The sequence below is a fragment of the Streptococcus sp. 79 genome, assembly GCF_013277425.1.
Taxonomy (GTDB): Bacteria; Bacillota; Bacilli; order Lactobacillales; family Streptococcaceae; genus Streptococcus; species Streptococcus pseudopneumoniae.
The window spans coordinates 1-10,553 of sequence record NZ_VMMW01000102.1; the positions used below are offsets into that span (position 1 = coordinate 1).

General features: G+C 37.7%; 24 protein-coding genes and 1 pseudogene. 6 read left to right on the forward strand and 19 right to left on the reverse strand.

Going from position 1 to position 10,553, the window contains the following annotated elements; genetic code table 11:
* Nucleotides 1-28: 28 nt before the first annotated feature.
* From HT729_RS10810 to HT729_RS10860, 11 genes and pseudogenes are all read right to left on the reverse strand, one after another.
* Nucleotides 29-454 (reverse strand): hypothetical protein, encoded by a 426-nt coding sequence (locus HT729_RS10810; RefSeq protein ID WP_138699571.1) that lies wholly within the window; start codon nt 452-454, stop codon nt 29-31.
* Nucleotides 455-611: 157 nt separating this feature from the next.
* Nucleotides 612-795: pseudogene (locus tag HT729_RS12275) on the reverse strand (helix-turn-helix transcriptional regulator); the annotation flags it as partial.
* 226 nt (nt 796-1,021) lie between these two features.
* Nucleotides 1,022-1,858: a PD-(D/E)XK nuclease-like domain-containing protein gene (locus HT729_RS10820; RefSeq protein ID WP_138702295.1), complete on the reverse strand. Its 837-nt coding sequence runs from the start codon at nt 1,856-1,858 to the stop codon at nt 1,022-1,024.
* Between the two features lie 3 nt (nt 1,859-1,861).
* The gene (locus tag HT729_RS10825) at nt 1,862-2,812 is read right to left on the reverse strand and encodes a recombinase RecT (protein ID WP_172922524.1); all 951 of its coding nucleotides are present in this window, start codon (nt 2,810-2,812) and stop codon (nt 1,862-1,864) included.
* 12 nt (nt 2,813-2,824) lie between these two features.
* Nucleotides 2,825-3,055, reverse strand: coding sequence for a hypothetical protein (locus tag HT729_RS10830; RefSeq protein WP_172922523.1), 231 nt, complete (start codon nt 3,053-3,055; stop codon nt 2,825-2,827).
* A gap of 18 nt (nt 3,056-3,073) precedes the next feature.
* Nucleotides 3,074-3,259: a hypothetical protein gene (locus tag HT729_RS10835; protein WP_078352975.1), complete on the reverse strand. Its 186-nt coding sequence runs from the start codon at nt 3,257-3,259 to the stop codon at nt 3,074-3,076.
* Nucleotides 3,256-3,432 carry a hypothetical protein gene (locus tag HT729_RS10840; RefSeq protein WP_023934261.1) on the reverse strand — a complete coding sequence of 59 codons (177 nt, stop codon included), beginning with the start codon at nt 3,430-3,432 and terminating at the stop codon, nt 3,256-3,258. Before HT729_RS10840 ends, HT729_RS10835 begins: the two co-directional genes overlap by 4 nt.
* Before the next feature lie 105 nt (nt 3,433-3,537).
* Nucleotides 3,538-3,681 (reverse strand): hypothetical protein, encoded by a 144-nt coding sequence (locus HT729_RS10845; protein WP_000196747.1) that lies wholly within the window; start codon nt 3,679-3,681, stop codon nt 3,538-3,540.
* Nucleotides 3,682-3,697: 16 nt separating this feature from the next.
* Complete coding sequence (locus HT729_RS10850) at nt 3,698-4,045, reverse strand: hypothetical protein (RefSeq protein WP_172932013.1); 348 nt, start codon at nt 4,043-4,045, stop codon at nt 3,698-3,700.
* A complete protein-coding gene (locus HT729_RS10855; protein WP_000608473.1) occupies nt 4,045-4,302 on the reverse strand; it encodes a hypothetical protein in 258 nt (85 codons plus the stop codon). The genes HT729_RS10850 and HT729_RS10855 overlap by 1 nt, the downstream gene beginning before the upstream one ends.
* Before the next feature lie 87 nt (nt 4,303-4,389).
* Nucleotides 4,390-4,656: a hypothetical protein gene (locus HT729_RS10860; RefSeq protein WP_000450963.1), complete on the reverse strand. Its 267-nt coding sequence runs from the start codon at nt 4,654-4,656 to the stop codon at nt 4,390-4,392.
* Between the two features lie 195 nt (nt 4,657-4,851).
* Here HT729_RS10860 and HT729_RS10865 point away from each other — a divergent pair, with 195 nt between their 5' ends.
* On the forward strand, nt 4,852-5,013 hold the full coding sequence (locus HT729_RS10865; protein WP_226323615.1) for a hypothetical protein: 162 nt from the start codon (nt 4,852-4,854) through the stop codon (nt 5,011-5,013).
* Here HT729_RS10865 and HT729_RS10870 read toward each other — a convergent pair.
* Nucleotides 5,006-5,176, reverse strand: a complete 171-nt coding sequence (locus HT729_RS10870) for a hypothetical protein (RefSeq protein ID WP_000656630.1) — start codon at nt 5,174-5,176, stop codon at nt 5,006-5,008. The genes HT729_RS10865 and HT729_RS10870 overlap by 8 nt on opposite strands.
* Nucleotides 5,173-5,316, reverse strand: coding sequence for a hypothetical protein (locus tag HT729_RS10875; RefSeq protein ID WP_000389590.1), 144 nt, complete (start codon nt 5,314-5,316; stop codon nt 5,173-5,175). Before HT729_RS10875 ends, HT729_RS10870 begins: the two co-directional genes overlap by 4 nt.
* A gap of 116 nt (nt 5,317-5,432) precedes the next feature.
* Here HT729_RS10875 and HT729_RS10880 point away from each other — a divergent pair, with 116 nt between their 5' ends.
* Nucleotides 5,433-5,600, forward strand: coding sequence for a YjzC family protein (locus HT729_RS10880; protein ID WP_000024181.1), 168 nt, complete (start codon nt 5,433-5,435; stop codon nt 5,598-5,600).
* Nucleotides 5,601-6,070: 470 nt separating this feature from the next.
* Here HT729_RS10880 and HT729_RS10885 read toward each other — a convergent pair whose 3' ends face one another.
* On the reverse strand, nt 6,071-6,337 hold the full coding sequence (locus HT729_RS10885; protein WP_172925166.1) for a helix-turn-helix domain-containing protein: 267 nt from the start codon (nt 6,335-6,337) through the stop codon (nt 6,071-6,073).
* Nucleotides 6,338-6,487: 150 nt separating this feature from the next.
* A complete protein-coding gene (locus HT729_RS10890) occupies nt 6,488-6,694 on the reverse strand; it encodes a helix-turn-helix transcriptional regulator (RefSeq protein ID WP_055387710.1) in 207 nt (68 codons plus the stop codon).
* A 52-nt stretch (nt 6,695-6,746) separates the two neighbouring features.
* On the opposite strand from HT729_RS10890, the gene HT729_RS10895 reads away from it, so the two are divergent.
* The gene (locus HT729_RS10895) at nt 6,747-7,553 is read left to right on the forward strand and encodes a TIGR02391 family protein (RefSeq protein ID WP_023937574.1); all 807 of its coding nucleotides are present in this window, start codon (nt 6,747-6,749) and stop codon (nt 7,551-7,553) included.
* Here HT729_RS10895 and HT729_RS10900 read toward each other — a convergent pair.
* Nucleotides 7,488-7,817 carry a hypothetical protein gene (locus HT729_RS10900; RefSeq protein WP_230558129.1) on the reverse strand — a complete coding sequence of 110 codons (330 nt, stop codon included), beginning with the start codon at nt 7,815-7,817 and terminating at the stop codon, nt 7,488-7,490. The genes HT729_RS10895 and HT729_RS10900 overlap by 66 nt on opposite strands.
* Complete coding sequence (locus tag HT729_RS10905) at nt 7,798-7,968, reverse strand: hypothetical protein (protein ID WP_171043546.1); 171 nt, start codon at nt 7,966-7,968, stop codon at nt 7,798-7,800. Before HT729_RS10905 ends, HT729_RS10900 begins: the two co-directional genes overlap by 20 nt.
* A 116-nt stretch (nt 7,969-8,084) precedes the next feature.
* Here HT729_RS10905 and HT729_RS10910 point away from each other — a divergent pair, with 116 nt between their 5' ends.
* Nucleotides 8,085-8,309, forward strand: a complete 225-nt coding sequence (locus HT729_RS10910; RefSeq protein ID WP_000040990.1) for a hypothetical protein — start codon at nt 8,085-8,087, stop codon at nt 8,307-8,309.
* Between the two features lie 175 nt (nt 8,310-8,484).
* Nucleotides 8,485-9,195 (forward strand): DUF4145 domain-containing protein, encoded by a 711-nt coding sequence (locus tag HT729_RS10915; protein WP_000006951.1) that lies wholly within the window; start codon nt 8,485-8,487, stop codon nt 9,193-9,195.
* Here HT729_RS10915 and HT729_RS12495 read toward each other — a convergent pair.
* Both HT729_RS12495 and HT729_RS10920 read right to left on the reverse strand, forming a co-directional pair.
* A complete protein-coding gene (locus HT729_RS12495) occupies nt 9,192-9,323 on the reverse strand; it encodes a hypothetical protein (RefSeq protein ID WP_258953754.1) in 132 nt (43 codons plus the stop codon). The two genes, HT729_RS10915 and HT729_RS12495, sit on opposite strands and share 4 nt — an antisense overlap.
* A 169-nt stretch (nt 9,324-9,492) precedes the next feature.
* Nucleotides 9,493-9,630, reverse strand: a complete 138-nt coding sequence (locus tag HT729_RS10920) for a hypothetical protein (protein ID WP_079247785.1) — start codon at nt 9,628-9,630, stop codon at nt 9,493-9,495.
* A 153-nt stretch (nt 9,631-9,783) separates the two neighbouring features.
* Here HT729_RS10920 and HT729_RS10925 point away from each other — a divergent pair.
* Nucleotides 9,784-10,553 (forward strand): S24 family peptidase (locus tag HT729_RS10925; RefSeq protein WP_172925263.1); only part of this gene is annotated, 770 nt, incomplete at its 3' end.

The following is a 10,553-nucleotide window of genomic DNA, read 5'->3' on the forward strand; positions in this document are numbered from 1 at the left end:
TTACTCCAACCATATTTCTTACCTCCTATCAAATCCCATCAACTATCCTCTGCAATATCTCGTGATATTCGTAAATCTCCAGCTCAATCCTATAATTCTTATTTCCGGACTTGCCACCGTGCATGAACTCAGTCGATACTATCACGTTGTAATTATCATCTGTCCAAATCTTAGCGTCCGTCAAACCATCAAACAAAGCCTTGCTTGTGGGCGACCAGTTCGGTGGGTCATACTTCCGATTTGTCGGAGGATATATCCGAACCTTAACCTTGCAAGGCTTGTCCTCGCTATAAGGCAAGCCAAAGTAATCTCTCAGTACATTGTTGCCCTCATATGCAGCTAACTGCCGTAAAAACTTAGTGATTTTTGCCTTTTGATGAAAGTGCGGTCTATCATTTGAGTTAATCATCTGCTTCCTGTTCAACTCAAATTTAAGAATCAATCTCTCCTGCATTCAACCTCCCTAGCCATCTAGATTTTTCCACGCTTGCTATTGCAAGAATGTCATTAGCTAAATCAAAAGCTGTGTACCAATCCAGAACTCCTAACAAGTCCTTGTGCTCCTTTAATTCATCAACTAAGCTTTTCAGTCGTTCCAATGGGTTGCTTTCATACCCCAACAGATATCCAACGCTTACGCCGAAGTAGTCAGCAAGTTGTTGGGCTTTTTCTGGTTTGATTTGGCTTTCTCCGTTTTCCCAGCGTGATAGAGTCTTTTCTGATATGCTCATTTCTTTTTGCTATTTCCTTTTGAGATAGCTTTTTTTCTTGTCTTAATTCTTTTAGTCTATTCATCAAAACACCTCATTCAGTTCCATAATCTCATCGCTGCCATACTTTCTACCAAAATCCCACGCCTGCCAAATTGTGAGCAAAGCAAGCGTGAGTGAAATTCTTTGCGCCATTCGTCCAAAGTCACATAAATGTCACTGACGCATTTTCTAGTTCGCAGTTTTACAAGAATGCACGGCTTGTTGGTTTTTGAGTTGTTTCCAAAATGGAAATAGTTGGTTTTTCAAACTTAATAATCACTTTCAATCAAGTCATTCAAGCTAACTACTGCATTCAGTTTTTTCTGACTTCTGCAATAATCGCAATGACCACATTTTTTAGGCTCTTTCTGACCTTGGATAACATCCCAAACTTCGACAATTTCAGACTTGATTTTGTCTAAACCTTCTTCAAGCCATTCATCATCGATTTTCAAAATGTCACGATCTGGAACGTTTTCCTTGCTGACCGCTACAATGTATGGTCTAAAATCATTCCCAGTCATTTGTTTCAGCAATTCACGATATAAACCAAGTTGTCCATGATATCCAAAGTTAAGAATATTATTAACTGCTGCAGGAACTTTCTTTTTAAGTTCTGCGCTCCATTCTTCAGCGTAGATGGACTTCATGGTTTTCAAATCCACGAAATAACCACGGCTTAGATTCACGCTATCCAGCTTTCCTTTGACTGGTACACCCTCGATTTCGCCATAGACGATCAACTCTTTTTGAACTTCATCCGATGGATAACCGTGATACAAATGATTAAATCCATCGTCATCCTTTAAACTTGCAATCATCTTATCGCCAATCACAAAGTCAGATTTTAGGTTTCCTTTATTCTTGCCAGTCTTGGCCAGGAGTTTGTCACCATTTTCATCCATGAACTGCTGATGTGCTTCTGGGCTTTCAAAGTAACTGTGAACATAATTTCCGAGTAGGAGAGGGGTTTCATCCCTCTCTTCTACCCATTGCCCACTGTCCAAAGCAAAGGCCTTAGCCTGGCATTGCTGATACCGTTTAAAGCGTGAGTTGGTCAACCAGCTCGTGTCCTGGTAGTAGTTCTCTTGTGTTAGTTCTTCCATAGCCTACTCCTTAATGTTGGTCGTGTTTCCCTCAAAGAAACTAATCTCTTCCAAAACTTCGCCTGTTTCTTTGTCAAAATCTGGAATTTCATCTGCTGGGTATTCGGCAGAGGCTAACTCGTCAGGTTTTGCCGTTTTTCCAGCCGTTTTTGGGGGTGTTTTGGTGTCTGCGGTAAATTCTCCCTCTACTACGTTGTCGCCCTCTGTGGGCTTGTTAGGAGTTCCTAGGATACCGTCCAATGTTTCAGCAACTGGCTCTTGAGTGACGTCTTTGATTTCATTCTTGTTTGAGATTGTACTGTCTGCGTTATCTGCCACGATTGCTTCCTGTAATTCGGTTGAAAGTGGCGCATAGGTTGAAAGCATGTGCTTCAAGACTGTTTTTCTAGCCATGGCATCAAAGTCAGACTGCCATGGGCTATATTTACTAGAGAATGACTGACTGTACTTCTTACCGTGAGCTTGAACTCGTTCCTTAGTCCAAAAAACTGTTTTTTCAAATCCATTGCCCAATCGCATGAATGCAAAGTAACCAACGACTTTTTCTTTCTCTTTTGGAATAGCAGTCATGTCCACTTCAAGATCTTCAGTAAGTGGATTAAACCCTTTATATTGGCTTTCATAGACCTCCCCAGCGTTCAAGCGTGTGACTTGTCCACTTCGTTGTGCAAGTTGAATCAAACCTTTATATCCAATCTGAAACTGTGCCTGGTTCTTGTAAGGAACGATATACGCATAACCAAGACTCGGCTCAATTGGTAGGTTTAGTACTGCTGCCTTCATAGCAGCGGTCATGATGCTTTCATTTGTAGCCTTAGCAAGTAGATTGTTGTTTGTTACGACACTCAGCAAACTCGCAACAAATTGCTGACCGTTGCCATTTACGACTTCTGAGAATTTCTGTTTTACTGCTGGTGAGTTAAAAAATTGTTTATGTGTCAATTCGTTTGTCATTTTGTTCTTCTCCTATGTATTCATGTTAATTCTGCGGCTAGACTTACTGTTTAAGTTATCCAATTCATTGTTGTAATCTTGGATAAGTTGTAAATTCCGGTCAATGAAGCGTTCTACAATTTGACCTAAAAGTTCTTGTGTTGTCACACCTCTTAATCCAGCAAGAAGTCTGATATATTCTTTTTGTTTTTCAGAGATCTCTGCTCTTATAAATGACTTCCCTTTGTTAGCTATCTGTGTCATTTCCTTTTCCTTTTTCTTTTAGTAATTAAACATTGTCCCACAGTATCCTGCATCTTCTAATGCTAATTTTCGAAAATAATGTAACATGTCGTTAATACTCATTTTTCTAACCATTTTCTCGGTTAGATACTCGCCATCAGTTTCTGCTTTCATTTCCTCTCTAAGTTCTTGTTTCCATTTTTTGTAATATAATCGTTTCTTCATCTTCTTCCTTTCGTCTTCTTCAAATTCCAATTTTCACGTTTTAAGTGTCTATTTTCGTTTTGCAATTTCAAAATAATATTTTGTTGCTCGTTGATGATTTCCCCGAGCTCTCGGCCAAGATGAATATATTCAGCTCGCCAATTATCGATTTCTTCGTGTAGCTCCTGAATCATACTTCATCCCCCACGTATCGATACTGCCCACAGCCAACATAGATGTACTGGCTTGGGTCAAGTTCTTCACGTTCTTCAGGCGGTTGCATTATATCTATGTCGTAATCAAACATGAGCATACACCTTTCCAAGTTCCAGCACTCGTTTCACATATCTAGCCTTTGATGTTAGCCCAAGATCCAGCAATTCGTTTTTTTCTTCATGATTGGCCAAAAGCCATACACGGTTTTCAAGTTCAATTCTAGTCATTAGCGTCTCCTTTGCTCTACCCCAAATACTTTTCATAGCGTGATCTTCGTGGTTCTGGCAAGGCTAGAGGCTCAGGGCGCAATCCTTGAGGCGGTTCGTTGTCGTAGGTGAAGCCTTTGAACTCTCTGCGGATATTCTTGCGGATTTCTTGTCGCTGTGCCTCTCTACCACGTTCGTATGCTTGGTTGTAACCTTGGATAATCATAGACGCAAATTCTTGCTCTTCTCGTCTTTCTTCTTCCTTCTGGCGGATTTTCTCCTCTTCCTGCTTATCCAACTGATGAGCTATAAACCCTGCGATGATAAATCCTAAAATCACTGCGCCAGTTCCTAAAAGCTGGCTAACTAATGGTGGTTCAAACATTATTCTTCCTCTTCATCATCTTCTTCTGCCATATTCTGCTTAATCGCCTCACTTGGGCTCATGCCATCCAATACATCCTTGATGACATGTGAGATGTCGTGGGTTACTTTCAACGGCTTTTCTAACTCATTAGGTAGCCCCAAAAGTTTTGTAGTTAGCAATCCAAGCGTAGATAATTTATGTAGCTTTTTTTGTAACTGTTCAATGCGTTCAATTTTTTCCTGTTGCGCTTTGATAATTTGGTCTTTGTTAATCATTGTTTTTCTCCTGTGGATAACTCAGTTATCCCTTTCTTTTATTTAGATTAGTAGTAGTTTGTTGTAAAGTTAGTAGTTATTATTCTGCTATCGTGTCATCTTAACGGTTTTAGACATTTCTTTCTTCCATGATTGACTGCCTCGATATTGCAGATAAGCATCAAAACCTTTGATTGTGACAAGCTGACCATCGTTTCTAAGGTATTTTTGTTGACTAGGTAATTTTTTCATCTCTCGCCTCATATCTCCCGCTTGTCGTTTTGAACATCCAAAGATGTGCTCTAGTTCTTCATCGTTTGCAGAAATCTTCTCGATGATCACGTCTTTAATTCTCACGATTTGAACTGTTTCCATTTTTGCTCCTTTCGTGTTATAATCATGTTGAATATTTAAGTATGCGCCTGATTGCCGTCAGGTGCTTTTTTGCTATCTCCTTTTCTGCTATAATGAAACCAGAAAGGAGGTAATATTATGACTGAAATTCACGCATGTCTTTGCGGAAATTGGGTGAACCTATCAGCCGACGACGATTGTGTAATGGAACCAAATATGGCTAATCCTTACATTTGGTGGGAAGAAAATGCAGAACTCTACTCACCAATTTCTAAACCTGAAGCAAACTCGATGTACCATCAGGATTATATCTACATTCACTATCGTGGCGCTGACTATCGTATCCATCCAATGTTCATTCAAATCGTTTCTAGATAACTTTTTCTAGTCTGCTAGAAATGATTTCTAAATCTAAGTCGTCCAGTTTCAACTGGTCGGCTTTTTGATTTAAACGAGCTTCGATAGCTTGGTTAATTTCAAACCATTCTATTTTTGTAAATCGGCTCCTGAATTTTAGAAATTCCTTTACTGCTTCTTTCATACTGTCCTACTTTCCATCGCCCTGAGTTCTATCTCATGGCTGACTTGTTTCAATAGCTTCTCACACGCTATTTTAGCTTCTCTGTACGTTGTAGATTCGCTGATGAAGTAATCAGCAAGTTCGATAATTTTATCTTCCATTCAACCTCCTATATCAGCCTCAAGACTGATGTAATATCCTCCTAAATTGCTATAATACTCTTGACTAGGACCTCTCACCGTTTTAGTCAAAATTCCAATAGAAAGGAGGAGATAGTATGGCAAATACTCCAATAAAACCTGGAACAGATAATCAGAAACCTGGTCGCTATGTAGAGGTAGGACCTCGTGGCGGAAAAGTTACTAATGGTCATACCGCAACTATCGGAAAAGGTGATCGGCTCCCTCCGACATCTGCTAAAGGCAACGGTTGGAAAAAAGTCTAATCTTCGTTTGCGTACAATCGTTCAATGGTTGTACGCTTTTTCCATACACAAAAGCACATTCCCAAAAAATCAATTTGAATCCATGCTTCGGCGTAATCTTTCCCATTGCTGGCATAGTGAGTTATATAATGGTGAATCATTTTATTCCTTCCTCCTATTGAGTTACTTGAGAAGTATCATGAATGGCTTCATAGCTAAGACGCTTAAATTTTTCTAAGTCTATCTGAAAATTGATAGGCTTTTTTCTTTTCCCACTATACGGATATCGTCTTGGTCTCATTTCTTTCTCCATTGTATTTATTTTTTCTAACCTCTCTTTTATTTATTAAGATAAGTAGGACTTGTTGTTAGTTAATATTTATTGTTATTTAATACTTGTTGTTAGTTAATATTTATTAGTGCCTAAATTTTCTGATTTGTAAAATACAGATTTGTAAAATACAGATTTGTAAAAATCGAAAATGTAAATTCTAACCTGTGGATAACTTAGATATACTTTCATTTAATCTCTGTTTCATAATATCGAATTGGAAATCAGATATTTTTACATCTGAGAAAAATCTGAAAACACGAACTCCTTTACCACGTCCCATGCCTTTTTTAACAATTCGTAGGTAGCCATTTTTTTCTAATATTTTGAAGTAGCTATCAACTGTGTCTCGACTAACACCTTTCCGCTTAGCTATTTCTTCTGGATAGACTTGCCAGTTTGGGTGATTAGCCAGTGCCACCATCATGATACCGACAGCTGTAAAATCCAGCGCAGGATCGTTGATAAAACTATTACTAACAGCTGTATAATCTTCAGTTGGATTCCTGAAAGATGAACTGGCAATCTAAATCTTTAAAATCTGTCATACGCTCTCCTTTCTACTCTTTTATTACGGTCAAACCGCAATATCGGATAAAAAAATAATATCATCTACTGATACATCGAAAACACTAGCGATTTGATATGCTTTCGAAACACTAGGTTCTGTTATCCCACGTTCCCAATGCCCCCACGTATCAACTGATACATTCACAGCTGCTGCCGCATCACTTTGTCTCCAGTTTTTGAGTGTTCTTAGTGTTTTTAATGTCATTTTCGTCACGTTCCTACCTCCTTTCTAAATTTGGTATAATAGAATAAAAACGAGGTTTACTATGTTAAGTATTGATACACAATTTGTAGATACAATCAGTAAAATACTATCTGATTATGTTTCACATTCTGAAATCACAAGGATGGGAGAAGTCTTAGGATATTCCCAAAACGACCAGAACTCTGGACTCAATAAACACTATAGAGTTCACAATATCATGTCTGATATACTCAACAAAACACAAGATGAATCTAATATCAAACTTGTAATTGAGTATATCTGCAATCCTTTGCGGTACATCGATAAAGTTTCAGATTTTGAAAACTTAAGATTAAAACTAAATGTCGTTCTTTCCCTAAAAGGCCTTGCCATATCAGATAATGGACATGTAGTTATTACTACTGCTTCAAAAACATTAGTTGAGGCAAAGAAACGATTTGAATCACTTGATCATATGTTGAGAACATTAAATGTTCATCCAAATGTTTTAAAATTCTGCACCCAGGAACTCTTACAAGAAAATTATTTTCATGCTGTATTTGAAGCAAGTAAAGGAATCTTTCACCGCATTCGTTTACTAACCGGTTCGTCTCTGGACTCAGCAAGTCTAATAGACCAATGTTTTAAAATCAAAGAACCCGTTATGATTATCAACGGAAATAAATTACAGACTCTTGACGAACAAAGTGAATATAAAGGATTGAAGAATTTACTTCTGACAATCGCACATCTTTATCGTAATTCCAAAGCACATAAACTTAAATACTACAATCCAGATAGTGTTAATGATGCCTTAACCGCTTTAACTCTTATGTCCCTCGCTCACAATCTCCTTGACAACTGTACTAATACTAGGAGACTTGATTAGTAGATTATAAAATTCTATAGTCACCTCAGCTAATCTAATTGTTTCTTCATCTATGGGACTATTGTAGTCCTCAAGGTGATGAAACCTTTCAGTCAACTGCTCTGATAAGTATTCTGTTTGCCTAAAGATAGATTTATGAAGATGAGTAATTGGTTTTAGCAATTCGATTTCATCATAACTTAATATTTTTTCAGTCTCCTCTTGAGTTACTTCTGCTAATTTTTCCATACCAGAAATATCAACATTAACATGCGGCTGTTCCATTATCGTCCCCCCTCGTCCTACTTTCCAGCGCCCTGAGTTCAATCTCATGGCTGACTTGTTTCAATAGCTTCTCACACGCTATTTTAGCTTCTCTGTACGTTGTAGATTCGCTGATGAAGTAATCAGCAAGTTCGATAATTTTATCTTCCATTCAACCTCCTATATCAGCCTCAAGACTGATGTAATATCCTCCTAAATTGCTATAATACTCTTGACTAAGACCTCTCCCGTTTTAGTCAAAACTTCAGCAGAAAGGAGGTTCAAAAAATGAGTAAGCTTAGCCATAAGCCAAACCACGTTGTTAAGAAACTAACCTGGGAAAATCTCGATAATATTCTATTATCTTATTTTTCAGAGTCGACTACTGATAAACCTAGCGCAGTAATTCAGTTATCTGATTTTGAAATGTCTAAAGCTGAAATTATCGAAGAAGCAACTGCTCAAGGTTATCAAGTTATCGATAATTCTGATGGTTACTTAAAGTTTCTATAACGAATTTTAAAGATGATATATTTGTACGATTTACATCAATATCTCTTTTTAACTTAGCGATCTGTCTATCAGATTGCTTTTTTCTTTTCCCACTATACGGATATCGTCTTGGTCTCATTTTCTCACCCCCCTTTCAAATGTGGTATAATCAAAATAAAACGATTGGAGAAAAAATATGTCATTTGATCTTTCTAAATTAAGCCTAGGCAGTCGCTTCGCAGGCAATTCAAAAGCATTTCAATGCCCTGTATGTTCAGGTTTCTCTTCCCATTTATGGACTTATAATCCTATTGATATCAATAGAGATTACAAAGAATCTATCAAATTTATTATAATTGCACAATGTCAGGCTTGTAATCAATTTTCTATTTGGATAACAAATGAAATCCAAATAACGTATGGCTCCAGGATAGTATTAAACACAAGCGATGCAACGTCGACATTAATTTTCCCAAATGTTGCCGAAGGAGTACCTAAACCTAATAATGATATGCCTGATGATGTGAAAGAAATCTATATTGAAGCTGGAGAAGTTCTAAATATATCGCCTAGAGCTTCTGCAGCTCTATCCCGTCTAGCTATTGAAAAGCTTGTTGCTCATTTAAACGCACAAGGTAAAGATTTAAATACCCAAATTGGAAGTCTTGTCTCTAAAGGAATGCCAATAGAAATCCAACAAATGCTAGACAGTGTTAGAGTAATAGGGAATAATGCTGTACATCCAGGTCAAATAGACATAAAAGATAACAAAGAGTTGGCTTTATCATTGTTAAGTTTTATCAACTTGATTGTAGATAATCGAATCACACAACCTAAAAAAATTCTAGACATATATAACCTATTACCTGATTCCTACCGAAATTCTATCGAAAGAAGAGATAATTAATCTTTCTCAAAGATTAATACATTTTCTTTGTCCCAATACTGAGTTACAACTCTAATCGGATCATCTTCTGTTCCTTTCCCCCGTTTAAATGTAACTTTTATTAGTTCAACAATTTCAACACTTTCCATTTTTCTACTCCTTCCCTTGTTTATCACATCGGCACTTCACTATCTGACGAATAGTAAAAGATACAATCACAAATCCTGCTAGGATTATCAATCCAGTTTCTTCACTCATTGCTTTTCACGGCAAATGATGGTACACTATCAAGTAGAGGTTGGGGCGTCGCCCCTTTCTCTACTTTTTGTTTTGAAGCTTACGTTTGTGTTCTAAGATTTGTTTGTGCCACAAACGTGCTTCTCTGATTAAGCCTAGTGCCAAGATGACGGTTGCAGTGTCCTTGGTTGCTAGGCTTTTTATGATGTGTTCCATCATTTGCCTTACCTCCTTTTCCTTAAGCTTGATTATATTATACTGCGGTTTAACCGCAATGTCAAGTGTTTTTTACGTTTTTTTCGCGATTTTTTATTTTATTCTTTACTTTTTTGCGTTTTTGCCGTAAAATATACTATATAAGGAGGGACGGAAATGACAGTCGAAAATAAAGAAATTTTTGCCAATAATCTAAGTTTTTACATGAAGCAAAAAGGGGTAGACAGAAATACATTATGCGCAGACTTGGATTTAAAATACACTACAGTTCGTGATTGGCTGAAAGGAATAACTTATCCTCGGATTGGTAAAATTGAACTTTTGGCAAACTATTTTAATATAAATAAATCTGACCTTATTGAAAACAAGATTTCTACCGCACAATCAGACTCCCTTTTAGAAAAAATTACAAATACAGCTCGAAAATTAAACACTGACAATAAAAAAATCGTTCTTCGAACCTCTGAGGAGCTTTGGGAGAGTCAAAACGAAGAAGAAACGAAGATAAACGAAGTATCGGAGAAAGTTCTCGACTTGTACCAAGTTGAGGTTGTATCTGAGACAGCCGCAGCTTCTGGATTTAACTATGGATTTGGGTACGACGATACAGACAGAGAGATTATAGAGGTCGACGAGCAACCACCACATCACGATATTGCGACTAAGGTCAGCGGAGACTCCATGCAGCCTGACTACCAAGACGGAGATATTCTCTATTTAGTAGACAAAGGACTGACCACCTATAACGGAGACCTAGCAGTTATCGCATACGGAGACCGTTCTTACTTTAAGAAGATCTATACCGAAAACGGACGCTTACGCCTCGTATCACTCAATGACAAGTACGAAGACATCATCCTAGACTTCCCACCAGCCGAAGACACGCACATCAAGATTTATGCAGTTATCGGGGTGTATAGAGGGGA